General features: G+C 71.2%; 26 protein-coding genes. 4 read left to right on the forward strand and 22 right to left on the reverse strand.

Annotation, left to right across the window (positions count from 1 at the left end; translation table 11 throughout):
* Positions 1 to 3 precede the first annotated feature (3 nt).
* From rpmG to AB0P18_RS01700, 16 genes are all read right to left on the reverse strand, one after another.
* Positions 4 to 174, reverse strand: coding sequence for a 50S ribosomal protein L33 (gene rpmG, locus AB0P18_RS01625; protein WP_018173550.1), 171 nt, complete (start codon positions 172 to 174; stop codon positions 4 to 6).
* Positions 174 to 410, reverse strand: coding sequence for a 50S ribosomal protein L28 (gene rpmB, locus AB0P18_RS01630; protein WP_344050745.1), 237 nt, complete (start codon positions 408 to 410; stop codon positions 174 to 176). The genes rpmG and rpmB overlap by 1 nt, the downstream gene beginning before the upstream one ends.
* 142 nt (positions 411 to 552) lie before the next feature.
* Entirely contained in the window at positions 553 to 1,239 is a 687-nt protein-coding gene (locus AB0P18_RS01635) for a DNA-3-methyladenine glycosylase (RefSeq protein ID WP_363358613.1), read from the reverse strand.
* Positions 1,236 to 2,642 (reverse strand): hypothetical protein, encoded by a 1,407-nt coding sequence (locus AB0P18_RS01640; RefSeq protein ID WP_363358614.1) that lies wholly within the window; start codon positions 2,640 to 2,642, stop codon positions 1,236 to 1,238. Before AB0P18_RS01640 ends, AB0P18_RS01635 begins: the two co-directional genes overlap by 4 nt.
* Positions 2,632 to 3,393, reverse strand: coding sequence for a TIGR03943 family protein (locus AB0P18_RS01645; protein WP_363358616.1), 762 nt, complete (start codon positions 3,391 to 3,393; stop codon positions 2,632 to 2,634). The genes AB0P18_RS01640 and AB0P18_RS01645 overlap by 11 nt, the downstream gene beginning before the upstream one ends.
* A gap of 10 nt (positions 3,394 to 3,403) precedes the next feature.
* Positions 3,404 to 4,342 (reverse strand): permease, encoded by a 939-nt coding sequence (locus tag AB0P18_RS01650; RefSeq protein WP_363359099.1) that lies wholly within the window; start codon positions 4,340 to 4,342, stop codon positions 3,404 to 3,406.
* Positions 4,343 to 4,412: 70 nt separating this feature from the next.
* A complete protein-coding gene (locus AB0P18_RS01655; RefSeq protein WP_344050753.1) occupies positions 4,413 to 4,823 on the reverse strand; it encodes a transcriptional repressor in 411 nt (136 codons plus the stop codon).
* A gap of 96 nt (positions 4,824 to 4,919) precedes the next feature.
* Entirely contained in the window at positions 4,920 to 5,810 is an 891-nt protein-coding gene (locus tag AB0P18_RS01660; protein WP_344050755.1) for a metal ABC transporter permease, read from the reverse strand.
* Complete coding sequence (locus tag AB0P18_RS01665; protein WP_344050757.1) at positions 5,807 to 6,649, reverse strand: metal ABC transporter ATP-binding protein; 843 nt, start codon at positions 6,647 to 6,649, stop codon at positions 5,807 to 5,809. Before AB0P18_RS01665 ends, AB0P18_RS01660 begins: the two co-directional genes overlap by 4 nt.
* Positions 6,646 to 7,635, reverse strand: a complete 990-nt coding sequence (locus tag AB0P18_RS01670) for a zinc ABC transporter substrate-binding protein (RefSeq protein WP_363358617.1) — start codon at positions 7,633 to 7,635, stop codon at positions 6,646 to 6,648. The genes AB0P18_RS01665 and AB0P18_RS01670 overlap by 4 nt, the downstream gene beginning before the upstream one ends.
* A 124-nt stretch (positions 7,636 to 7,759) precedes the next feature.
* Positions 7,760 to 8,422 (reverse strand): DUF2461 domain-containing protein, encoded by a 663-nt coding sequence (locus AB0P18_RS01675; RefSeq protein WP_363358618.1) that lies wholly within the window; start codon positions 8,420 to 8,422, stop codon positions 7,760 to 7,762.
* Positions 8,423 to 8,456: 34 nt separating this feature from the next.
* Positions 8,457 to 9,221, reverse strand: a complete 765-nt coding sequence (locus AB0P18_RS01680; RefSeq protein ID WP_363358619.1) for a cation-transporting ATPase — start codon at positions 9,219 to 9,221, stop codon at positions 8,457 to 8,459.
* A gap of 176 nt (positions 9,222 to 9,397) precedes the next feature.
* On the reverse strand, positions 9,398 to 10,750 hold the full coding sequence (locus AB0P18_RS01685; protein WP_363358620.1) for a dihydrolipoamide acetyltransferase family protein: 1,353 nt from the start codon (positions 10,748 to 10,750) through the stop codon (positions 9,398 to 9,400).
* A 113-nt stretch (positions 10,751 to 10,863) separates the two neighbouring features.
* Positions 10,864 to 11,850, reverse strand: a complete 987-nt coding sequence (locus AB0P18_RS01690; RefSeq protein WP_344050767.1) for an alpha-ketoacid dehydrogenase subunit beta — start codon at positions 11,848 to 11,850, stop codon at positions 10,864 to 10,866.
* Positions 11,847 to 12,998, reverse strand: a complete 1,152-nt coding sequence (locus AB0P18_RS01695) for a thiamine pyrophosphate-dependent enzyme (protein ID WP_363358621.1) — start codon at positions 12,996 to 12,998, stop codon at positions 11,847 to 11,849. Before AB0P18_RS01695 ends, AB0P18_RS01690 begins: the two co-directional genes overlap by 4 nt.
* Positions 12,999 to 13,003: 5 nt before the next feature.
* Positions 13,004 to 14,116, reverse strand: a complete 1,113-nt coding sequence (locus tag AB0P18_RS01700; RefSeq protein ID WP_363358622.1) for a histidinol-phosphate transaminase — start codon at positions 14,114 to 14,116, stop codon at positions 13,004 to 13,006.
* Positions 14,117 to 14,168: 52 nt separating this feature from the next.
* On the opposite strand from AB0P18_RS01700, the gene AB0P18_RS01705 reads away from it, so the two are divergent.
* On the forward strand, positions 14,169 to 14,561 hold the full coding sequence (locus AB0P18_RS01705; RefSeq protein WP_344050773.1) for a phage holin family protein: 393 nt from the start codon (positions 14,169 to 14,171) through the stop codon (positions 14,559 to 14,561).
* Here AB0P18_RS01705 and AB0P18_RS01710 read toward each other — a convergent pair.
* Entirely contained in the window at positions 14,533 to 15,894 is a 1,362-nt protein-coding gene (locus tag AB0P18_RS01710) for a hypothetical protein (protein WP_363358623.1), read from the reverse strand. The two genes, AB0P18_RS01705 and AB0P18_RS01710, sit on opposite strands and share 29 nt — an antisense overlap.
* Positions 15,891 to 16,202 carry a hypothetical protein gene (locus AB0P18_RS01715; protein ID WP_363358624.1) on the reverse strand — a complete coding sequence of 104 codons (312 nt, stop codon included), beginning with the start codon at positions 16,200 to 16,202 and terminating at the stop codon, positions 15,891 to 15,893. Before AB0P18_RS01715 ends, AB0P18_RS01710 begins: the two co-directional genes overlap by 4 nt.
* Before the next feature lie 114 nt (positions 16,203 to 16,316).
* Here AB0P18_RS01715 and AB0P18_RS01720 point away from each other — a divergent pair, with 114 nt between their 5' ends.
* Entirely contained in the window at positions 16,317 to 16,826 is a 510-nt protein-coding gene (locus AB0P18_RS01720) for a low molecular weight protein-tyrosine-phosphatase (RefSeq protein ID WP_344050779.1), read from the forward strand.
* Between the two features lie 16 nt (positions 16,827 to 16,842).
* Here the strand turns inward: AB0P18_RS01720 and AB0P18_RS01725 are convergent, their stop codons facing one another.
* Positions 16,843 to 19,530, reverse strand: a complete 2,688-nt coding sequence (locus AB0P18_RS01725) for an ExeM/NucH family extracellular endonuclease (RefSeq protein ID WP_363358625.1) — start codon at positions 19,528 to 19,530, stop codon at positions 16,843 to 16,845.
* 153 nt (positions 19,531 to 19,683) lie between these two features.
* Here AB0P18_RS01725 and purB point away from each other — a divergent pair, with 153 nt between their 5' ends.
* Positions 19,684 to 21,072 (forward strand): adenylosuccinate lyase, encoded by a 1,389-nt coding sequence (gene purB / locus AB0P18_RS01730; RefSeq protein WP_363358626.1) that lies wholly within the window; start codon positions 19,684 to 19,686, stop codon positions 21,070 to 21,072.
* A gap of 33 nt (positions 21,073 to 21,105) precedes the next feature.
* On the opposite strand, the gene AB0P18_RS01735 is transcribed toward purB, so the two are convergent.
* From AB0P18_RS01735 to AB0P18_RS01745, 3 genes are all read right to left on the reverse strand, one after another.
* On the reverse strand, positions 21,106 to 21,438 hold the full coding sequence (locus tag AB0P18_RS01735; RefSeq protein ID WP_344050786.1) for an amino acid transporter: 333 nt from the start codon (positions 21,436 to 21,438) through the stop codon (positions 21,106 to 21,108).
* Positions 21,435 to 22,112, reverse strand: a complete 678-nt coding sequence (locus tag AB0P18_RS01740) for an acyl-CoA synthetase (RefSeq protein WP_363358627.1) — start codon at positions 22,110 to 22,112, stop codon at positions 21,435 to 21,437. The genes AB0P18_RS01735 and AB0P18_RS01740 overlap by 4 nt, the downstream gene beginning before the upstream one ends.
* Before the next feature lie 82 nt (positions 22,113 to 22,194).
* Positions 22,195 to 22,782, reverse strand: coding sequence for an AAA family ATPase (locus AB0P18_RS01745; RefSeq protein ID WP_363358628.1), 588 nt, complete (start codon positions 22,780 to 22,782; stop codon positions 22,195 to 22,197).
* 56 nt (positions 22,783 to 22,838) lie between these two features.
* On the opposite strand from AB0P18_RS01745, the gene AB0P18_RS01750 reads away from it, so the two are divergent.
* Positions 22,839 to 24,080, forward strand: a complete 1,242-nt coding sequence (locus AB0P18_RS01750) for an NAD(P)/FAD-dependent oxidoreductase (RefSeq protein ID WP_363358629.1) — start codon at positions 22,839 to 22,841, stop codon at positions 24,078 to 24,080.
* Positions 24,081 to 24,131: the final 51 nt, after the last annotated feature.

Here is a 24,131-nt window from a genome sequence, read left to right on the forward strand (position 1 = left end):
TGATCAGCGCTCCTCTCGGAAGTCGACGTGCTTGCGGATGACCGGGTCGTACTTCTTCAGCACGATGCGGTCGGGGTTGTTGCGGCGGTTCTTGCGCGTCACGTAGGTGTACCCCGTGCCCGCGGTCGAACGCAGCTTGATGATCGGACGGACGTCCTGAGCCTTCTTGGCCATCAGAGCTTCACACCCTTCGCCTGCAGGTCACGGACGACGGACTCGATGCCGCGTGCGTCGATCACCTTGATGCCCTTGGCCGAGACGTTGAGCTTGATGTTGCGGCCCAGCGACGGCACGTAATACGTCTTCTTCTGCACGTTGGGGTCGAAGCGGCGCTTCGTCCGGCGGTGCGAGTGCGAAATGCTGTGACCGAAGCCGGGAACCGCTCCGGTCACCTGGCACACTGCTGCCATGGTTCTCTCCTCCTGAATACCGTGGGACCGGACGGTCCCACCCAAGATCCCTTGTCTGCACCCCCACGCCGAACGCGGCCGATGAGGGCCGCAGAAGGAGGAAGGGTACGAACTGCGTGCTGGAGTGCGCGCAGACAAAGAGTCAGTCTAGCACGGGGGCGGTCCCGGCCTGCTCCGCCGCTCCCCTTCCCCACCGGAACGCCGAGACGGTCGGATCCCCCGCGATCCAGAAGCGCCACGGAAAGGCGCTCGTGCCGGCGTGGCCGGCGACACCCACCCTCGGACCGGTGGAGATCTCCGAGACAGGAACGACGGGGACCGACAGGCACGCCGTCGCGCCGGCCAGCTCGCGCCCGGTCACGGCGTCGATGCCGTCGTGGACCGGATGCCGCAATCCCACCGCGGCGCCCAGGCGACCGGGGCCGCGCGCGAGGTCGCGGTCGCGGGTCGCCGCCGGGCGGCGCCGACGTGCGGCATCCGTCCCCGAGATGACCTCGCCGGCGCGCAGCAGGATCCCCCCGGCGACGTCCACCGGTCCGCACACCACGTTCACGCACGAATGGATGCCGTGACTCAAGTACACGTAGAGGTGACCGGGTTCGCCCCACATCGTCGCGTTGCGCGGGGTGGGGCCCATGCGGGCGTGAGAGCCGGGATCGGGCACCGGACCCGTCCCGAGCCCGTGGTACGCCTCGACCTCGGTGATCCGCACGGCGACCCGGACCCCGTCGACCCGCGTCTCCAGGACTCCGCCGAGAAGCCTCGGGGCGACCTCGAGCGGCAGCGCGGCGACATCCGCACGGGTGACGGGACGCAGTGCCTCGGTCATCCGGGCGGCACCTGGCACCAGGACATGTCGAACCCGGCGAGGGTGACGACGCTCTTGCCGGTGCCGATCTCGACGATCCGCGACTCGAGTTCGCTCGGCAGGGGGAGGCGGTACCGGTCGTAGGGATTCTGCACGATGTCGGGTGCGACCAGGACGGCGGCATACCGACCGCTCGGCGACACGCACGTCTGCAGGACGACATCACCCGCGGGGAGGTCCATGAGCTCGATCGTGGCCCCGTCGGCGTCCACCGCGGCGACCGTCGTGCTCACCGGAAGACCGGCGTCGTCCGTCGGGGCCCCGACGCGGACCGTGCCGCCCCCGGGGATCGGCGTGATCGCTCCGCGGAGCCCGAGATCGGCGTCGGGGGCGACGAGGTCGGTCTCGGATGCGTCGGCGAGGTCGATGACCTTCATGCCCTCGAACCGCGCGACGATCGCCTCGGACGAACCGCGCGCGATCCCCTCGATCGCGAGCGCGTCGCCGAGCGCGGTGGCACCTTCGCCCGACGAACCGGTCAGCAGCAGCGATCCGTCGAAGGACAGCAGCAGGATGCTGTCGGTGTCGGGCACGAAGCGCCACTCCGCGACCCGCTCATCGGCGCCGGTGACGGCCACGGGCGTGGGATCGGCATCCGCTTCACTCTCCTTGAGCGAGGCCGTGAACAGGGCGCTCTCCAGGCCGCCTCCCGCGCCCAGATCCGCGTCCGAGAACGTGTAGCCGATGAGCTCGCCGCGGTCGGCGCTCTGCAGATTCGAGACGAAGCCGTCACCGGGCAGCGGCAGCTCGCGCTCGGAGTCGCCGTAGAGATCCGTGACGATCAGGGCGGATTCGTCGCCGTCGAGCACCGAGACGACCAGGTGGCTCGAGGTCGCGCGGAAGTCCTCGATGTGGTCGTTGCGGAAGACCGGCACGGCTTCTTCGCCGGTGAGGTCGGTGCGGAAGATCGTGTCGCCGCTCGAGGTCCGCTGCAGCAGGTAGACGTGGGTCGACGGCGTCTGGAACGTCTGCGTGAACGTCGCCGCCGGCCCGCCGCCGCGGCCCTCGATGTCCCGGAAGGTCACGGTGTACTCGGTGTCGTCGAAGAGCGGCAGCGTGAACCGCACGCCGACGCTCCGGCCCGATGTGTCCACGGTGAACGGCGTCGCGGGGCTGACGGTCACCTGCGCGGGGTCGACCTCGGCGAGGGACTGCGACGTGGTGACGATCAGACGTGATCCGGATGCCGCCACCGCGGCGGCCGGATCCACCTGCACGCCCGAGACCCGCGGCCCCTGCGCGACGCCGGCGGCCGCGCCGACGAGCCCGACCGCGGCGAGGGTCGCCGCGACGATCGCGAACGTGCCGAGGAACACCCGCCCGCGCCGCTTGCGCGCACGGCCGGCGCGCGTGTCAGTACTCATACGGGTCGGACGGCTCGTCGATCGGGTCGACGGCGGTGGCGTCGATCTCCAGGCCCCCGGCCGTCGTCGAGCGGATCGTCCCGGTGATCGTGACCCACTGTCCGGTGTCGAAGTCCGCGGTGCTCGCGGTCACGGGGACGCTCGCCGGCTGCGCGTCGATCACGCAGTGCGTGATCACCAGACGGGTGAGGTCGAATCCGCTGCCGCCGTCGGCGGGGGTCACGAAGCCGGTCAGGGTCACGGTGTCGCCGTCGAACGCGTCCGGGTTCGTCGCGGTGGCGAACACGGTGGCCCACTCCCCCACCCCGAACGACGCCGTGTCGCCGGTCGAGGCCAGGGTGACGGCATCCGCCCCCGCGAACAGCGGCGGAGCCCCGACGTCGCGCGACATCGCGAGCTCGGCCGACAGCGACGCCGGCGGCAGGAGCAGCGTGAGCACCACGACGCCGGACGCCGCGACGCCCCCGGCCACCGTGGCCGCCAAGGCGACGGGGTGTGCCGGGTGCGCGTGTTCGTGCGTGTGCGTGTCGGACTCGGGATGATCGCCGTGGTCGTGCCCGTGGTCGGCTTCGGCCCCGAGCGGCAGCGCGAAGCTCAGCGCCGCACCGACGAGCACGAGGACCGCCATGCCGACCGCGAACCAGGCCGAGTCCGGGTTGATGTACAGCGCGAGACGTCCGGTCAGGGCGAGGCCGATCGTGAACACCGCCAGGAGCGCGGCCAGCCCCACGCCCAGCCACCTCGTGCCCACGAAGCCCGCCTTACGCAAGGAGGTTCACCACCGATCCGATCGCGAACGCCGAGAGCACCACGATCACCACGAGCCCCGCGAGGGTGCGGGTCGTGAAGGTCGTGCGCATGAGCGCGAGCATCTTGATGTCCACGAGGGGTCCGACGAGCAGGAACGCGACGATCGAGCCCGGAGTGAAGGTCGACGCGAACGACAGCGCGAAGAACGCGTCGACGTTCGAGCAGATCGACACGACCATCGCGAGCGCCATCATCGCCACGATCGACAGTGCCGGGTTCGATCCGATCGCCAGGAGCGCCTCGCGCGGAATGAGCACCTGCACCGCGCCGGCGAGCGCCGATCCGATCACGAGGGCCGGCATCACGGCGCGCAGCTCGATCACGAACTGCGCGAGGCTGCGGCGGCCCCGGCCGCCGGGCTCGTCGAGCACGAGCTCGCACGTGTCGCGGAACCGGTCCGTCAGCAGGGCGTCCGGGTCGGGGTGGCGGCTGTAGAGCCAGCCGATCAGGTTCGCGATCGCGTACCCGCCGAGCAGACGGGCGATCAGGATGCCGTCGCTGAAGCCGAACGCCTGGTTCGTCGTGATGATCACGATGGGATTCACGACCGGCGCGGCGATCAGGAACGTGAGGGTCTCCGGGACGGTGAACCCGCGCATGAGGAGTCCGCGGGCGAACGGGACATTGCCGCACTCGCACACCGGGATGAGCATGCCGAGGAGCGAGAGCACCATGCGGCGCGCCCACGCCCGGCGCGGCATCCACCGTTCGATCGCTCCGGGTGGCACCCACACCTGCACGACGATCGAGAGCACGACGCCGAGCGCGACGAACGGCAGCGACTCGATCAGGACGCTGATCGCGAGCGTCAGCCCGTCCTGCGCCCGGGTGGGCAGGGAGGCGGGGAAGAGCGTCGGAGCGACCGCGTCGATCACGAACAGCGCGGCGATGACCGCGACCCCGATCGCGACGGCGACCAGGGTGCGTCCCGTCCGCCGCGGCGCGGCGACCGGGCGGCTCTCAGTCCGCGTCACGCTCGCTCGCGGCAGCCGTGCACGCCGCGCAGAGGCCGAAGATGTCGACGATGTGCTCGGCCTGGGTGAAGCCGTTGCGCTCTGCCGTCGCCCGCGCCCACTGCTCGACGTCGGTCGCCTCGATCTCGACCGTGAGACCGCACGAGCGGCAGATCAGGTGGTGGTGGTGTCCCGATGTGGAGCAGGCGCGGTAGAGGGCCTCACCCTCGGGACTCTGCAGGGAATCGGCCTCGCCCTGAGCCGCGAGACCGGCGAGAGCGCGGTAGACGGTGGCCAGCCCGATGCCGGTGTTCTCGTCGCGCAGGGTCGCGTGCAGCGACTGGGCACTCACGAACCCCGGAGCGTCGGCGAGCGCCTCGCGCACGCGATCGCGCTGCCAGGTGTTGCGCTGAGCCATGCCGGCGAGTCTACCGAGCGGCTCTGAGCGGGAGCCGGGAGGGGGTGGCTGCCGCGCTCGGTGAAACGCCGGGGGGATTTCGCGGGCCCGGGGAGCTCACGCGGCCGCAAGTGTGGATTTCGCCCCGGGCTTCGACCGCGTGACCCGGCCACGGCGTGCGCCGATCACCCGGCAGACGACGTAGATGAGGAACGAGATCGTCGTGATGTACGGGCTCACCGGCAGGGTCCCGGCGATCGCGAGCAGGATCCCGCCCACCGCCGAGACGAAGCCGAACGCCGCCGAGAGCAGCGGCACCGACAGCGGCCCGGTCGCGACCCGCATGGCCGCGGCCGCGGGGGTGACCAGGAGCGCCATCACCAGGAGCGCCCCGATGATGTGCACCGCGACGGCGACGATCAGGCCGAGCAGCAGCATGAAGCCGAGCGAGATCGCGGTGGTCGGCACGCCGCGCGCCGCGGCGGACTGCGGATCGAGCGAGTCGAACCGCAGCGGACGCCAGATGAACAGGATGCCGAGCAGCACGACCAGGCTGATGCCGATGAGCCAGCCCAGCTGCCCGGTCTGCACGGAGACGATCTGACCCGTCAGGAGACTGAAGCGGTTCGCGCTGCGCCCGTTGTAGAGCGAGAGGAACAGGATTCCGAGGCCCAGACCGAACGGCATGAGGACGCCGATGATCGAGTTGCGGTCGCGCGCCCGGGCGCCCAGCCAGCCGATGAGGGCGGCGGCGATGAGCGAGCCGACGATCGAGCCGGTGACGACGTCCACGCCGATCAGGAGCGCGGCCGCGGCGCCCGCGAAGGAGAGTTCGCTGATCCCGTGCACGGCGAAGGCCATGTCCCGCTGGATCACGAAGACGCCGACGAGGCCGCCGACAAGTCCCAGGATCGCTCCCGCCCACACCGAGTTCGACACGAGCGCGAGGATCTCGCCGTAGACGGGCAGCCCTCCGAACATCGCGGTGCCGATGTCGTCCCAGTTCATGCGTGCGCCCCGCCCTCGTGGTGCGAGTCGTGGTGGTGGTGCGAGGCCTCCGCGTCCGGCGCGCCGACCACGACGAGCCGGTCGCCGGCGCGCAGGACGAAGACGTGGGCACCGTAGAGGTCGGTGAGGACATCCGAGCGCAGGACCTCGCCCGGCGTCCCGAGCGTGAAGCGCCCGTTCGCGATGTACAGGATGCGGTCGACCTTGCCGAGCAGCGGGTTGATATCGTGCGTCACGAGCAGCACGCCCGCGTCGCGCTCCCGGCGGTGCCGGTCGATCAGCCCGATCACGGCCTGCTGGTTCGCGAGGTCCAGACTCGTGAGCGGCTCGTCGCACAGTAGGAGCGCGGGGTCGTCCGCGAGCGCCTGCCCGACGCGCAGACGCTGCTGCTCGCCGCCGGAGAGGATGCCGATCGGACGGTCGGCGAACGCGGCGGCGCCGACTTCGTCGACGAGCGTCGCCACGCGTGCGGCATCCGCTCGCCGCGGGATCGGCAGACCGAACCGGTGGCCGTTCACGCCGAGCGCGATGAGGTCGCGGCCGCGCAGGGCGGTGTCACGCGGCAGCGGGCGGGACTGCGGGATGTAGCCGATCGTACGGTTTCCGGGCCCGTGCACCGGGCGCCCGTCGACGGTGATCGTGCCCGCACTGAGGGGTTCGAGGCCGAGGATCGAACGCAGCAGCGTGGTCTTGCCCGAACCGCTGGGCCCGAGGACCGCGACGAGCTCGCCGGGCTGCACGTCGAGGTCCAGCCCCGCCCACAGCTCGCGGCCCTCGCGCCGCAGCGCCGCCCCGCGGATCTGCAGGACAGCGCCGCTGAAGTCGGCGGTGCCGCTCACTCGGCCAGCGCGCCCGCCAGTGCGGCGATGTTCTCCTGCATCCACGAGAGGTAAGTCTGGCCCTCGGGGAGCGTTTCCGAAAACGCGATGACCGGGATGCCGAGTCCCTCGGCCTCGTCGGAGATCTGCGTCGTCTCCGCACCACCGGTCTGGCTGTTGACGATCACGACGCGGACGCTGCCGTCCTTGACGAGGTCGAGCGCCTCGAGCAGCGTCGCGGGCGGAACGTCCTGCCCCTCCTCGACGGCTTCGCTGAACGCCTCGGGAGTGAGGTTCTCCAGTCCCGCGGCGGCGGTCAGGTAGATCGGCACCGGCTCGGTGACGAAGACGCCGTCGCCTGCGTGCGCGGCGTCGATGTCGGACAGGCCGGCTTCGAGGTCCGCGATGCCGGCGACGAAGGTCGCGGCGTTGTCCTGGAAGGTGGCGGCGTCCGCCGGCAGCAGGGCGGAGAGCTCCTCGGCGATCGCTTCGGCGACGTGCTCGATCGTGTGCGGGTCGTACCAAACGTGCTCGTTGAAGCCCTCGACGTGGGCGTGGTCGTGGTCGTGGTCGTGGTCGTCCTCCTCGGGCGCCGCGCTGTCCTCCGGGGCCGCCGACTCCTCGTGCCCGGAGTTCTCCGGCCAGTCGTGGGAGAACTCCACCGCGGTGATCACGGGCGCCTCCGTGCCGGTCGCCTCGATGAGCGAGTCGATGAAGCCGTCGTAGCCGCCGCCGTTCTCGATGATGAGATCGGCCCTCGAGACGGTCAGCTGATCCTGGGCCGTGGCCTCGAACGAGTGCGGGTCCTGTGCGGCCGAGTTCACGATCGCGGCCACGTCGATCAGGTCTCCGCCGATCTCCTCGGCGATCTGGCCGTAGACGTTCGTGGAGGCCACGACCTGCAGCGTGCCGTCGTCCGGGGACGCGGCATCCGTCCCGGTCGCGCACCCCGCGAGGACCAGAGCGGACAGGGCGAGCACGGGAAGCATTCGGCGCGGGTTCGTCATACCCCCAGGCTATCGCTATTGATAATCGTTCTCAAACCCGCCCGCCTGCTCCTCCGCGAGAGGGCACGAATGTAGGGCGACACGCCGCTGGGACCCTACATTTCTGCCCTCTCGCGAGCGGCAGTCAGGGGCGGCGGGAGCGCTCGGGCCGGATCAGCAGGTCTCCGAGGTTCTCGGCGACCCAGGTGCACCACACCGACACCGAGCGCCACGTGTCGCTGATGATGTCGAATGCGTCCGCCGTCCACATCCAGTCGGCGAGCTCCTCCTCGTTCCCGACCGCGAGGTGCTTCAGGCGCAGCAGCTCGATGCGCGGATGATCGACCGGGTAGCCGCGAGGCGCGGTGCGCAGCGCGTCGTCCGTCATCGGCGCGAGGTGCGCGGCATCCATCTGCGCGAGCACGGCATCGAGCTCCGCCGACAGCCGGTCATGATCGACGATCTCGCGGAACCGAGCGAGCGCCGCGGGCGGGACGTCGTACACCCCGCCCCCGATCAAGAGACCGTGCTCGCTCAGCTGCAGATAGTGCGCGATCGGCGCGCGGGAGACCATCCCGATGTGCGTCTTGTACGGCGTCTTGTCGGGGCTGAAGCGCACATCGCGGTACGGGCGGAAGATCTTCACATCGCCGAACTCGGGTTCGAGCTGCATCGCGAGCTCCTCGAACGGACCGCGGACGTGCGCGAGATAGCGCTCGTTGTTCGCCGTCCACCACGCTTTCGTGTTGTTCACCGCGAGATCGCGGAAGAACACCGGAGCGTCGGGATGCAGTCCTCCGAAAGCCATGCGGCGATCGTAGTCTCCGGAAATCAGCGGCGGATCAGCGTCCGAAGAGGTCGCCCAGACCCGGGATGCCGAAGTCGGACAGCCCCTCGCCGAATCCGGTGACCTGCTCACCGAGGCCCGAGACCTGCTCGCCGACCGCGCCGAGCCCGTCGCCCACGAGCGCCTCGGGATCGATGCCCGCCGCCATCGACTCGAAGTCCACGCCGAACGACGCGGCCTGCGCGAGGAGCGGAAGCGCGACCGCACTCGCGATCGCGCCGCCCGCGACGAGTCCGAGCACACCGCCCGCGGCAGCACCCGCACCCACGAGTCCGGCTTTACCGCCGGCGCGACCGAGGAGGCCGCGCATGCGTCCCGGCTGCATGGCCTCGGTCCGGGCGGCGGCTCGGGCGAGATCGGCCGGGTCCGCCGAGCGCGGCTGCTCGTAGGACGGCAGCTCGGCGTTCATCCGCGCCTGCACCTCGGCACGCTGGGCGGGCGTGAGCCGCGCGAACGCATCGCGGTGGATGCGCTCGATCTGCTGCGGGTCGGCGGTCTGCATCAGATAGTCGTACCGGGCGATCGCCGCGCGGTCGGCATCCGTCATCGCGGCATTCGAACCCGTCGTCGCGGCGGGCGACCCGGGAGCCGGCGGCGGCGTGGTCGAGACGGGACGCTTCTCGCCCGTGAGCGAGTCGGCGGCCTTCTGGACCATCGAACGCCAGTCGGTGGATGCGGCTCCCCCGGAACCGGCGGATGTGCGGGTCTTGTCGCCCAGGGCCTTGCCGGCGAGGTCGAACAGACGGTTGAAGGTGCTCATGAGGGGCCTTTCGAGACGTTGGCGATCGGGTGATGCCAAGGTCTCCTCCACCCGGAATCCGGGCCGGCGAGCCGGGATGCTGATCGCATCCGTGATGACGGCTCCACCGCGTCGGGAGTACTCCCCTTGATGCGACGATCGTATGCGCTCGTCGCTATGAATCCGCTGAACCCGGCTCAGTCCAGCAGCAGCGCGGGCTCCTCGAGGACCGAGGCGACATCGGCGACGAAGCGCGAGATGCCGTCGCCGTCGACGACGCGGTGATCGAACGAACCGGAGACCGTCGTGACCCACCGCGGACGGATCTCCCCGTCGACGACCCACGGCTTCTGCCGGATCGCGCCGAGCGCGATGATGCCGACCTCGCCCGGGTTGATGATCGGGGTGCCCGCATCGACGCCGAAGACACCGATGTTCGTGATCGTGATCGTGCCGCCCTGCTGGTCGGCGGGGCTCGTCTTGCCGTCGCGCGCCGTGAGGGTCAGCTTCTCCAGCGCCCGGGCGAGCTCGCGCGTGTTGAGATCCTGCGCGTCCTTGATGTTGGGGACGAGCAGGCCCCGCGGAGTCGCCGCCGCGATGCCGAGGTTCACGTAGTGACGCACGCGGATCGACGCTCCGTCCTCGCCGTCGACCCACGCCGCGTTCACCATGGGGGTGCGGCGCACCGCCCAGATGACCGCGCGGGCCATGATGAGCAGCGGCGAGACCTTGACGTCGGCGAAGTCCGGTGAGGTCTTCAGCCGCTTCACGAGCTCCATCGTGCGCGAAGCGTCGACATCGACCCAGACCGATACGTGCGGTGCGGAGTACGCACTGCTGGTCATCGCGCTCGCCGTCGCCTTGCGGACACCGCGCACCGGGATCGACTCCTCGCGGTCATCGGCCGCCGGTGCGTGCGGCTCGGGCGTCGCGGGGGCGGATGCCGCGGCATCCGTCGCCGGGACGGGGATCGTCTCCTCCCGCACGGCACCCCACTCGGGCGTCTGGATGTTGCGGAAGACGCTCGCCTGCGACGCGTGCTTCATGACGTCGTCGCGCGTGACCTCGCCGGCCGCGCCGCTCGGCGCCACGTCGGCGAGGTCGACGCCGAGGTCGCGGGCGAGCTTGCGGATCGGGGGCTTGGCGACCACGCCGACCGACGCGCGAACCGGACGCTCGGCGGGCTTGCGGCGCCGGGACTGCACGTGGCCGGCACTTCCGTAGCCGACCAGGACCGAGCCGCCGCCGTCCGGCTCGTGCGGCTCACCGTGCTCGCTCTGACCCGCGGTCGCGGGAGGTGCGGCGGCATCGGCGCTCGCGATCGTGATGATCGCGGCGCCGACGTTCACGGTGGCGCCCTCGTCGGCCAGGAGATCGCCGACGACGCCGGCGAACGGCGAGGGGAGCTCGACGAGCGACTTCGCGGTCTCGATCTCGACCAGCACGTCGTTCACGGCGACGGTGTCACCGGGCGCGACCCGCCACGACACGATCTCGGCCTCGGTCAGGCCTTCGCCGACGTCGGGGAGAAGGAAGGTCTGGGTGCTCATGTTCGATCCTCTCGCACCTTCTTCGTACCGTGAGACTGCATCCGAGCGCCGAGACCTCGGGGATTCCCCTTGCTCTCGACGTGCTGTTGCAGTTTCGCGGGGTAGGGCATCGGTCAGTACGCCAGGGTGCGGTCGACGGCCTCCAGGATGCGGTCCGCATCCGGGAGGTAGGCGCCCTCGAGCTTGGCCGGGGGGAACGGGGCGTCGAAGCCCGAGACCCGCAGCACGGGCGCCTCGAGTGCGTAGAACGCCTTCTCCATCACGGTCGCGGCGACCTCGGAGCCGACGGAGGCGAACCCGGGCGCCTCCTGCGCGTAGACCATGCGCCCCGTACGACGGACCGAGTCCAGGATCGGGCCGTAGTCGACCGGCGACAGCGAGCGCAGATCGATCACCTCGCACGACGTGCCCTCGGATTCGGCGAGTGCCGCGGCCTGCAGGAGCGTCGCCACCATCGCGCCGTGGCCGACGAGCGTGACGTCGGTGCCGCGGCGGACGAGCCGGCTCGCGTGCAGCGGCAGCGCGCGGGCGGTGGTGTCGACCTCGCCCTTCTGCCAGTACCGGCTCTTGGGCTCGAGGAACACGACGGGGTCCTTCGACGCGATCGCATCCTGGATCATCCAGTACGCGTCGTTCGGGGTCGACGGGCTCACGACCCGGAGGCCGGGCGTGTGCGCGAAGTAGACCTCGGGACTCTCCTGGTGGTGCTCCACCGCGCCGATGTGCCCGCCGTACGGGATGCGGATCACGACGGGCATGCTCACAGCGCCCTCGTGGCGGTTCGTGATCTTCGCCAGCTGCGAGGTGATCTGATCGAACGCGGGGAAGACGAACCCGTCGAACTGGATCTCCACGACGGGGCGGAAGCCGCCCATCGCGAGACCGATCGCGGTGCCGACGATTCCGGATTCCGCGAGCGGGGTGTCCAGCACCCGCTGCTCGCCGAACTCGGCCTGCAGCCCCTCCGTGACCCGGAACACCCCGCCGAGCTTGCCGATGTCCTCGCCCATGAGCAGGACCCGATCGTCCTCGCTCATCGCGCGGCGGAGCCCGGCGTTGAGCGCGCGGCTGAAGGGCAGGGTCTCGAGCTGCCCGGTCACGCGGCACCGCCTTCGAACGAGGACTCGTAGTCGGCGAGCCACGCCTTCTGCTGATCGATGAGCGGATGCTCCTCGCTGTACACGTGGTCGAACATGAGGTCGGTGGGGATCCCGCCGAGTTCGACCGTCCGGACGCGCGCGTCCTCCGCGACCGCGGCGCCCGCCGCCTCGACCTCGGCGAAGAACGCGTCCGACGCGCCCCGTCCCCGCAGGTAGGCGCGCATCCGCGAGATCGGGTCACGGCGGGCCCACGAGTCCTCCTCGTCCGAGGTGCGGTACTTCGTGGGGTCGTCGCTCGTGGTGTGCGCGCCCATGCGGTACGTCATCGCCTCGATCGCCCGCGGGCCGCCACCGGCACGAGCCTCGTCGAGGGCGACGCGGGTCACGGCGTAGCTTGCGAGCACGTCGTTGCCGTCGAGCTGCACGCTCGGGATGCCGTACCCCTCCCCCCGGCGGTACAGCGGTGACCGCGACTGGGTCGCGACCGGCACCGAGATCGCCCACTGGTTGTTCTGCAGGAAGAACACCTCGGGGGTGCGGTAGCTCGCGGCGAACACCATCGCCTCGTGCACGTCGCCCTGGCTGGACGCGCCGTCGCCGTAGTAGACGATGACGGCTTCGTCGCGCTCGGGGTCGCCCGATCCCGACTTGCCGTCGAAGACGAGGCCCATCGCCAGGCCCGTCGCGTGCAGCGTCTGCGAGCCGAGCACGAGCGTGTAGATGTGCGTGTTGCCGTTCTTCGGGTCGTACGGGTTCCACCCGCCGTGCGTGAGCCCGCGCATCACGCGGATGATGTCGACCGGATCCACGCCCCGGATCGTGCAGACGACGTGCTCGCGGTACGAGGGGAACAAGTGGTCCTGCGCGCGAGCCGCCCGGGCGGATCCGACCTGCGCCGCCTCCTGCCCGAAGCTCGGGGGCCAGAGCGCGAGCTGGCCCTGGCGCTGCAGGTTGGTCGCCTGCTGGTCGAAGGCCCGGATCACGGACATGTCACGGTAGAAGCCCTCGAGGTCGGCATCCGTCAGCGCGTCGATGATCTCGAGGTAGCGCTCGGCGGCCGGGGTCGGCGCGAGGGATCCGTCCGCGGCGAGGACGCGCACGAGATCGGGCGCTGCGGAATCCGGCACGGCGTTCTCGGGCACAGTCACCCTGCCTACGCTAGCCCGCGCCCCGAGTGGTCCTCTGGGAGGTCCTTCACAACGGATGCCGCGATCCATAGGACCTTCTCGACAGAGTCCTCTTCGCCCACACTGATCCGCAGACCGTCGCCGGCGAACGGGCGCACGATGAGACCCGCCGCGCTGAACGCCTCGGCGATCTCGAGCGTCTCGCGTCCGGCGGGGAGCCACACGAAGTTCCCCTGGGCGTCGGGGATCTTCCAGCCGATCGCGCGCAGGGCGGCGGCGAGACGGTCGCGGCGCTCCGCGAGCACGCGCACGCGCTGCATGAGCTCCTCCTCGCGGTCGAGGCTCGCCAGCGCCGCCTCCTCCGCGTGCGCCGTGACCGAGAGCGGGATGCTCGTGCTGCGGGCGGCGTCGAGGATCCGCGGGTGGCCGATCGCATAGCCGACGCGGAGCCCGGCGAGCCCGAATGCCTTCGAGAAGGTTCGGAGCACCACGACGTTCGCCCGGCCTTCGCCGCCGAGCACCTTCAGCCCGTCCACGGAGTCCGGCCGCGTCACGAACTCCGCGTACGCCTCGTCGAGGATGATCAGGACATCGTCGGGAACGGCATCGGCGAACGCATCGAACTCGGCCTGTGTGACGATCGGGCCGGTCGGGTTGTTGGGGGTGCACACGATGATCGCGCGGGTGCGTCCGGTGACGGCCGCGGCCATCGCGGGCAGGTCATGCCGGGCATCCTCCGTGAGCGGCACCTGCACCGGCGTCGCACCGGCGACGATCGCGAGACCGGGGTAGGCCTCGAACGAGCGCCATGCGAAGACGATCTCGTCCCCCGGACCGGAGGTCGCGAGGATGAGCTGGGCGAGGATCGACACGCTGCCGGCGGCGATGTGCACCGCATCGTCGCCCACGCCGAAGCGCTCGGCGAGTCGGGCGCGCAGCCGGGAAGCGGTGGCGTCGGGATACCGGTTCAGCTCCGAGGCGGCATGCACGGCCTCGAGGACGCCGGGCAGCGGGTCGAAGGGGTTCTCGTTGCTGGAGAGCTTGAACGCGTCGGCCGCGGCCTGCTTTCCCTGCCTGTAGGCCGGGAGCGCGGCGATCTCGGGGCGGATCCGGACGGGGATCTCGGGGGCGTCGGTCACCCTGCCGATTGTAGGCCTGGCATCTCGTGGCCATCGTGGCAGACTGACCGCCATGGGTTTCCTCATCCGTGTCGTCGTCAACGCGTTCGCGATCTGGGTCGTCACCCTCATCCCGGCGCTTCAGGTCTCGGTGATCGCATTCCCGCCGGGCGAGACGCTGCAGTTCGTGATCACCCTGCTCGTGGTCGCCGCGATCTTCGCCCTGGTGAACACCGTGATCGGCACGGTGATAAAGATCCTGGCGTTCCCGATCTACATCCTCACGCTCGGTCTGATCGGCCTGATCATCAACGCGTTCCTGTTGTGGCTGACCGCGTGGATCACGGGCTTCTGGAGCTGGGGCCTGCGCGTCGAGGACTTCTGGTGGGGCGTCGTCGCGGCGATCATCATCTCGCTCATCAACTGGATCTTCGGCATCATCCTGCGCCCGAAGCGCCGGGACTGATCGCCGCCGGTCCCGGCTCCGGTGCCGGGACGGCCGGGACGCGCACGGCCGCATACTCGATCACCTCGGCGGATGCCGCTCCCGCGAGCCCTGCGAAGACCTCGCGCACGGCATCCATCCGCGGATCCGCGGAGTCGTCGAGCAGCCGCGCCGTGTGCGCGTAGGTGTCGATCCCGTGCCCCGGGATCCCGAAGTCGTGCACGCCACCTGCGGGATCAGCGGTGCGTTCGGCGACGAAGCTCCCGGGTGCGCCGACGGGCGCGTTTCCGCCGCCGGCCAGCGCGGTCACGGGGTCGTCGCGGTGGCGGAGCGTCACGCTGAGCGTCCCGGCGTCGACATCCGCCTCGACCGGCGAGCCGAACGAGACGAGGGTCGCGGTGTCGTAGCCGCTCTCCACGGCCAGGTGTGCGGTCACCATGGCGCCCTGCGAGTGTCCGAACGCGTGCACCATGTCACCGGGGTGCGCACCGGCGTCGCGCAACGCCGCGAGCGTGGCGTCGTACGAAGCCGAGCGCTCTCCGCTGTAGAGCTCGATGTTCGACTCCATGTCGAACGGCTCCGTCGTGCCCGGGGCGATCGTGCGGGTTCCGGTCACGTAGACGGCGAACTGACGGGAGCCGTCCGCCATCTCGTAGCGCTCGACGCGGATGCGGCTCTGCCCCGACGGCATCCGTGCCGCCGCATCCGCGAGCGAGACCGGCGCATGCACGGGAGCGGGACGCGCGAGGGCCGACACGACGACGGGCTCCGCAACACCACGGAGGCGTGCGGTGGACGCAACGGCGCCCGCCCGGGTCGCCCCGATGCCCTGGAGCACGGTCCAGGTGACCCCGGCGGCGACGGAGCCGAAACCGGGAGCCAACCACCACAGTGCACCCGGCGCCTGGCGGGCGAGCTCGGCCGGCCAGAAGGCACCGTGCGCGAGGACCTCCCGGCGAGCGGATCCATCCACGTCCGGGTCAGCTTGCAGCAGCCCGCCGATGCGCGCGTCGAGCTGAGCGACGCGGGCCGCATCGTCCGCGGCCGCCGCCACGGCGCGCTCCGCCCGCAGCTCGATGAGCTCGTACACGTCGGCGGCCAAGCGGAGCTCACGGACGATGCCGTTCCCCTGATCGACGGCGGCCGCGATGAGGCGGCGGGCGCCCTCGACGGTCTCCGCCGGACCCCAGATCGCCGTCGAAGCGTCCCACAGCGCCCGCCCCGCAGCCGCGACCGATGTCGCGATCTCGTCGAGGTCGGCGGCGAGGACGGCGAACGCGGCGCTCGCATCCCGGAGCGACACCGTGTCCACAGCGACCGGGCCACCGCCGCGGATGTCGAGGTCGTCGCTCACTCCAGTCCCGTCCAGACGCGGGACTCGATGCGCAGGCGCGCGCGGACCGTTTCGTCGCGCGCGGCGGCCACCTCGCTCGGCAGGACGGCCACGGCGCGGCGCCACGCGTCGGCGGCGGCGAAGAACCGGGTGGCGGCATCCGTCTGCCATCTCGTGCGCTCGGCCGCCTGCACGGCGCCGACCGCGATGGTGTCGAGTCGACGGACTGCGTCATCGAGGCGTCTCTCGGCGCTCGACAACGCCTCGAGAGCTCGGGCCCACGCGCCGGCGTCGGCCGCCGTCAGAGCTTCGTCGAAGGGGCTCGCCATGGAAGGAGTCTGACCGGCGTCGCGAGCCGCACACGGCGCGCTCGGCGCGATTGGGGACAACGGGTGTCATGACCGCGTTGTGCAGGAACCGCCTCCCGGTCGCAGAATGGGTGGATGACCGTTCGCGCCGTGGAGCCCTTCCACGTCGTCTTCGTCTGCACCGGCAACATCTGCCGCTCGCCGATGGCGGAGGTCGTCTTCCGGTCGCTCGCCGACGCGGCCGGGCTCAGCGACCGGGTGGCATCGACGAGCGCCGGCACCGGGGACTGGCACGTCGGCGAACGAGCCGATCAGCGCACGATCGACGCGCTCGACCGGCACGGCTACGACGGCACCAGGCACCGCGCGAAGCAGTTCACGCACGCGGATTTCGCGCGCAACGACCTCGTGGTCGCGCTCGACCGCAGCCATGAGCGCATTCTCCGCGGGTGGGCGAGGACGGATGCCGACGCCGACAAGATCGCGCTGCTCATGTCCTTCGAGCAGGGCGGACTCACCCTCGACGTGCCCGACCCCTACTACGCGGGCCCCGCCATGTTCGACGACGTGCTGGAGATGATCGAGCGCGGCAGCACCGCACTCTTCCGGCAGCTGGAGCCGGCGATCCGCCCCGTGAAGGGCTGACCGCCGGCACCCGCGGCTACTTCTCGACGCGGACCGTGACCGTCTCGGTCGTGGCGTTGCCGGCGGCGTCGGTCGCGCGGTAGGTGAAGGTGTACACCGAGCGGTGTGCGGCGATGACCGTGAACCGCGTGTCGCTCAGCTGCGTCAGGGCCGCCTTGCGGTTTCCGGCCGCGACCGCCGAGACGAGCTCCACGCTCACATCGCCGGAGTCATCCGCCGCATCGACCGAGATCGTGACCTGGCGCGGCTTGCTGTTCGGCGGCCACACCGAATCCGGAGACGCGGTCGGCTCGAGCGTCGGGGGTGTCGTGTCGGGCAGCGTGAGGTCGAGGCCCACGACGACCGGGTCGTGGTCGCTCGAGCGGTACGCATCGGGCGCGTACAACTCGGCGACCTGATCGGCCGACTTGAACTCGGTGTTGTAGTCGAGCACCGTCGGCTCGTCCGCGTTGATCAGCCAGTGCTCGGCACCTGTGACGTCCTCGGCGAGCGACGTGCCGGCCAGCGCGTAATCGAGATACCCGAGCTGACCGTCGAAGACGTACGAGTACGCGTTCTCACCCTGGAACTCCGCGACCATGTCGGTGAAGCCCGCGTCGCGGAGTGCGTCGATCGGGTCTTCCTTGTCGTACGAGTTCAGGTCGCCGATGATGAGCTCGCGGCCGGCGCCCTGACCGGTCGGGTCGCCCGCGAGCCAGTCCGCGAGCGCTGTCGCGGCCAGCGTGCGGGTGATGTTGCAGTTGCCCGCACCGTCACCGAGGTCGGGGTCGCCCAGCGCGTTGCAGTCCGATCCCTTCGACTTGAAGTGGTTCACGACGACGGTGACCGGCTCGCTTCCCCCGACCTGCGCGAAGGTCTGCGCGAGCGCCGGCCGGTTGTTGTCTCGGAACCGCGGGTCGATCGCCGAGGTGAGCACCGCGACGTCGCCCTGCGGCTGCACGGCAGCCGGCTGGTAGATGAGTGCCGTGGTGATCGCGTCCGTGCCGACCACTCCGGTCGGGATGAACGCGTACGTGCCCGCGCCGGCGGCGGCGTTGAGCGCGTCCACGAGGGCGGCGACCGCCGTCCCGTTGTTCTCGATCTCGATGAGCCCGGTGATGTCCGCGTCGATCTGGGTGATCGCGCTGACGATCTTCGCCTGCTGGCGCTCGAACTCCGCCGCGGTGTTCGCACCGCGGTCGCCGAGGGTCGTGAAGTAGTTCAGCACGTTGAAGCTCGCGACCGTCACCTCGCCGCCGACCTCCGGCACGCCGCCGCGCGGGTTGGCGGCCGTGTACTCGGCGGCGCCGGTCGGCTGGATCGCCCATCCGCCGAAGCGGTAGTCCAGCACTCCGGTGATGCCCGTGAGCAGGTCGCCGCCGCGGAACGAGTTCGCCAGGGTGAACTCGGCGCCGTCGGGGTGGCGGAGCGGATCGGGGTTCTGCGCGCCCAGGCCGTCGTCGAGCGTGATGCGCTCGAGGGAGTTCTGCGCGGCGAGCGCGGTCGCCTCGGCCGAGCCGGGCTCGAACACCGCGGTCGGCTGCATCTGTCGCGTGAGGCCGACCTCGACGCTGCCGAACCGGCTGTACTCGAAGTACTCGAGGATCGACAGCGACTGCGGGAGCGTGACCGCCATGCCCTCGAGGGCCTCACGGGCGCCCACGTCGGCCGGGAGGGTGAGCGCCGTGGGCGCCGGCAGCGCGGCGCCGGTCGCGCAGACCTCCACCCCGCCCACGGTGATCTCCGTGAGCGACCCGCCGGCGGAGGCGAATTCGCTCACCGTGCCGGCGACGTTCACCACGTCTCCCGTGGACACATCGGTGGCGGCACCGGGTGCATAGATGAAGACACCGTCGGACGTGGCGGGATCGCCGTCACCGGCATCCTGGATGAAGTACCCGGTGAGCCCGCCCGCGGACTGGAAGTCGCCGACGACGACGCCCTCCACACGGACGACCTGCCCGACCACGGGCGAGGTGTCGCCGCTGCCCTGCACGGAGCCGATCGTGACGGTCTCGGCGTCGCAGTCCGCGTCACCGGGCTGCGGGCCGGGGTCGACGAAGGTCGCGTTCGCGCCGCCGGGGGTGTTCAGTGCCTCACCCGCGACGAGCGTGCCGGCGGAGCCCGGGATGCCGGCGAGGTCGAAGTCGTTGCGCACCCAGTCCGACGTGGCATCGGTGTCGGTGCCGTCCGGGATGCGCGAGGCTCCGCCGGGAGTGAAGGACAGCCCGTCGTAGCCCTGGGTGAGAGTGGTGCCGCCGTACGTGCGGTCGCCGGCGCCGCCGTCGTTCACGGCGATCGCGTCCACGACCGTGAGACCGAACGCCGCGTCGATCGTGCCGTCGTCGTCGGCGTCGAGATCGACGTTCAGCGCGGGGATCGCGCCGGTCACCAGCAGCAGGCTGAGCGTGCCGTTCTCCAGCGCGTTCGCGGGCAGCGAGGCGAGGGATCTGCCGGACGCGTCCGGAGCGGGGAAGGAGATGACGTCGTCGACGACGCCGAAGACGGGGGAATCGCCTTCGATCTCCAGCACGCGGTAGCCGGACAGGTCGGTGCCCGGCGGGGCGAGGAGTTCGACGTACTCGACGTCGGTGCCGGCGGTGCTGGCGGAGAACTCGTTGATCACGACTCCCCCGGTCGCCGCGGTGGCGGGCGCGGCGGGGAGGGATCCCGCGAGGGCGAGGACGAGGGCGGTGGATGCCGAGACAACGGTGGGACGGCGCACGAAGGCACTCCGATCGATGGGGGGATATCGGATACGCGCCCAGGCTACGTGCGACCGCCGACATGCGAAACCCCCTCTTCGCGGACCGTCGGGTGACCACCGGGTGAACACCGCCCGGGGCGTGCGGAGGCCCGCCCGGTAGGATCGCCTTTCGTGACCTCCCTCCCTCCGCAGCCGCTCAGCCCGCTCGACGGCCGGTACGTCGGTGCCGTGGGCGCCCTCTCCGAGTACCTCTCCGAGGCGGGCCTGAACCGGGCCCGCGTCGAGGTCGAGGTCGAGTGGCTCATCGCGCTCACGGACCGCTCGCTGTTCGGCACGTCCCCGCTGACGGATGCCGAGAAGGAGAGCCTGCGTGGGCTCTACCGCGACTTCGGGCAGGCCGAGATCGACTGGCTCGCCGAGAAGGAAGCTGTCACGCGCCACGACGTGAAGGCCGTCGAATACCTCGTCCGCGACCGGCTGTCCGCCCTCGGACTCGACGGGATCGCCGAGCTCACGCACTTCGCGTGCACGAGCGAGGACATCAACTCCGCCTCCTACGCCCTGACGGTCCAGCGTGCCGTGACCCGGGTGTGGCTGCCGAAGCTGCAGGGTGTGATCGACACGCTCCGTCGCCTGGCCGAGCAGCACCGCGACGCCGCGATGCTCTCCCGCACGCACGGCCAGCCCGCGACTCCGACCACGATGGGCAAGGAGCTCGCGGTCTTCGTCTGGCGCCTCGAGCGCGTCGCGGCGCAGGTGGCGGCATCCGAGTATCTGGCGAAGTTCTCCGGGGCCACCGGAACATGGTCGGCGCACCTGTCCGCCGAGCCCGACGTCGACTGGCCCGAGCTGTCGCGCCGCTTCATCGAGGGCCTCGGCATCGGATTCAACGTCCTGACCACCCAGATCGAATCGCACGATTGGCAGGTGGAGCTCTACGACCGCGTGCGCCATGCGGGCGGCATCCTGCACAACCTCGCGACGGATGTGTGGACCTACATCTCCCTCGGCTACTTCTCGCAGATCCCGGTCGCCGGCGCCACCGGATCCTCGACGATGCCGCACAAGATCAACCCGATCCGCTTCGAGAACGCCGAGGCCAACCTCGAGATCTCGGGCGGGCTGCTCGCGACGCTCGCCGCGACGCTCGTGACCTCGCGCCTGCAGCGCGACCTCACCGACTCCACGACGCAGCGCAACATCGGCGTGGGCCTGGGCCACTCGCTCCTCGCCCTGGACAACCTCCAGCGCGGCCTCGGCGAGATCGCCCTCGCGCAGCCGGTGCTGGATGCCGACCTCGACGGCAACTGGGAGGTGCTCGCCGAAGCGATCCAGACCGTCGTCCGCGCCGAGATCGCCGCCGGCCGCTCGCAGATCACCGACCCGTACGCGCTGCTGAAGGACCTCACGCGCGGCCGCCGTGTCGGCGCGCCGGAGCTCGCGGAATTCGTCCGGGGCCTCGACATCGGGGATGCCGCGAAGGAGCGCCTGCTCGCGCTGACCCCCGCGACCTATACGGGCCTGGCCTCGGCGCTGGTCGACGAGGTCGCAGCGCGCTGAGGCCGGGCCGGGCTCGCGAGGCGGACGGGCGACTCAGCGCTTCGTCGAACCCGCGGCGTCCGGGCCCGTGCCGTCGGCCGGCTTGTCCTTCGGCAGCAGCACCGGAGTGTCGATCTGCTTCTTCACCTGCGCCGGGTCCACCGCCAGGAGCATGAGGGCGACCATCACGAGCACGACGATGAACGTGATGCCGGCCACGATCAGGGCGAGCTGAAGCGCGGCGGGCGCCTGCTCGGGGCCGCGCTGCTGGAAGAAGCCCATCGAGACCAGCGTGACGATCCCGGCGAACAGCGCCGAGCCGAACGCGAGGCCGAGCAGCTGGACGGGCTTCATGAGGTCGCGGCGGGTGGGCTTGTCGTCGGTCATGCCGAGCCCCTCTCGTGTTCGGGGGCGGGAAGCGGCTCGGCGTCCACGGCATCGACCGCGCGGCGCGGGGAGAGTCCCGCGATCGCGAGGTACACGGCGAGGATCGCCGCGTAGCCGCCGAACAGGCCGACCCCGATGATGATCGCGGTGAGCGTGAACGTCTGATCGGCTTCGGTGATCGTGTACTGCAGTGCCGGGAATCCGGGCACGAACATGAGCGCGACGCCGAGGACGAGGGTCAGGATGCCGACCGTCATGCCGTCGCGGGGTGCCGTGCGGGCGGCAGCCGTCTTCGGCAGAGCCTTCGCCTCCCGCAGGCCGCGCGCGCCGACGATCGCCTCGATCAACCCGGTCAGCAGCGCCCAGGAGATGAGGATCACGAAGAACATCGCGTCGGTGCGCAGCTGCGCGACGCCGGCCGCGAGGCCCGCGATGACCGAGAGCGAACCGGCCGCCACCGACGGCCAGCGCGTGTCGACCGTGTAGACGAGCCAGCCGGCCGCGATGAGGACGAGGCCTGTCGCGAGCGCGAAGCCGCTGAAGATCGACAGGCCGATCACGGCGGAGTGGTCGGAGGAGAAGGTCACCATGATCGCCGCGATCGCCGCGAACGCCGCACGTGCGAGCTGCACGTGGCGCAGTTCGAAACTGCGGGTGGCGGACGGTTTCGTCACGGGATCTCCTGCTGCGGAGCGGGTGTGGGAACGCCGTCCAGTCTACGGCGTGCGGTGCACCCGGCAGCCGGTGCCGGCGGCGTCAGGTCCGGCGGGCGCCGTCGGCGGCACGGGCGCCCGCGGTGCCGTCCACGACGACGTCCGCGCGCGCGGCTGTGCCGTCGGCGGCGAAGAACGCGGCCTCCTCCGGCATCCACCGCTCCCACAGGTGACGGTGGCTCTCTCCGTCGCGGGCGATGCCGCGCCGCATCCGCTCATCGGCGGGCGCGTCGACCCACACCCGCACCGCGAGCCGGTCCGCGATCGCGCGACGCGTGCACGTCACGCCCTCGAAGATCACGAACGGCGCCGGCTCGACGCTCTTCCATCCGGCGAGGCCGTCGCCGAACTCGTCGCCCTGCCAGTCGCGCACCCGATATCGCGCCGTGCGGCCGGCCAGAAGCGGTTCGACGACCTCGGCGTCGAATCTCGGCCACCAGCCCGCGAAGTTCCCCCACGAGACGAAGTCGTCGATCTCGACGATCGGGGCGTCCAGTTCGTGCGCGACCGCGCGCGCGATCGTGGACTTGCCCGCGCCGGACGGCCCGTCGATCCCGATGAGCCGCACGCCCTCGAGGTCCGACGTGCGCGCCGCGTCGGTGATCGCGGCGACGATGTCGTGGTCGGGCATCGGACCATCCTGCCAGGCCGGGCCGCATGTGCCGGTGCGGGCATATCGTGAGCATCATGCACGCACACGAGGTGATCGTCGTCGGTGCCGGGCTCGCGGGGCTTCGCTGCGCGGTCCGGCTCGCCGCCGCGGGCGTCGACGTCGTGGTGCTCGAGCGGTCCGACGACGTGGGCGGTCGGCAGCGCACCGACCGCGTCGACGGCTTCCTGCTCGACCGGGGCTTCCAGGTGCTGAACCCCGCCTATCCGGCGGTCCGGCGCTGGGTCGACGTCGATGCGCTGGAGATGCGGTCCTTCCCGGTCGGGGTGCGCGTGCGCCGCGCGCACGGGGTGACTGAGCTGCACCACCCTCTGCGCCATCCCGGGCGTGTGGTGCCGACCCTGCGCAGTGGTCTGGTGAGCGTGCCGGATGCCGCCGCCCTGGCCCGCTGGATCGCCCCGGTGATGCTGCGCCCGCGTTCGGCGCTCCGCGGGACAGACCGGTCGCTGCGCGAGGGGTGGGACCGCGCGGGGCTCCGCGGAGCGCTGCGCGCAGAAGTGCTCGAGCCGTTCCTCGCGGGTGTCCTCGCGGACGACTCCGGCGCGACGTCGGACGCGTTCGCGCAGCTCCTGGTGCGGATGTTCGTCCTCGGCCGGCCCGGAGTACCGGCTCGGGGGATCCGCGCTCTGCCGGATCAGCTCGCCGAGGCCGTGCGGGCGGCGGGGGGCGGCATCCGCCTCGATCGCCGGGTGGACGGCGTCCGAGCCCAGCCGGGCGGTGTCGAGGTGTCGGTGGACGGTGGGGACCCCCGCACGGCCCGGGCAGTCGTCGTCGCGGTGGGGCCGGATGCCGTGTCCGACCTGCTCGACGTGCCGCGGCCGCGGACGCGCGGCCTGCAGACGTGGTGGTTCGCAGCGGAAGCGCCGCCCTCGGCATCCGCTCTCCTCAGCGTCGACGGGGTACGGTCCGGGCCCATCGTGAACACGGTGGTGATGACCCGCACCGCGCCGTCGTATGCGCCGACCGGCATGCACCTGATCGAGGCGACCTGCCTGATGCCCGGCGCGACCGAGCCGGAAGTGCGCCGGCACCTCGCGTTCATCTGGGGGCGGAGCGTCGCCGACTGGCGGCTGCTGCGCCGGGACGACATCCCCGACGCCCTGCCCGCGCAGGATCCGCCGCTGCGGGTGACCTCGCCCGCCCGCCTCGCCCCGGGTGTCTTCGTGGCCGGCGACCACCGGGACACCGCGTCGATCCAGGGCGCCCTCGTCTCGGGCGACCGGGTCGCGCGCCGAGTGCTCGCCGCGCTCCGCGCCTGACTGCTCCCCGCGAGAGGGCACTTTTGTAGGGCAACACGCCGTGCGAGAGGT

It is taken from the genome of Microbacterium sp. NPDC064584, from assembly GCF_040687315.1.
In the GTDB taxonomy this organism is placed as follows: domain Bacteria; phylum Actinomycetota; class Actinomycetes; order Actinomycetales; family Microbacteriaceae; genus Microbacterium; species Microbacterium lacus.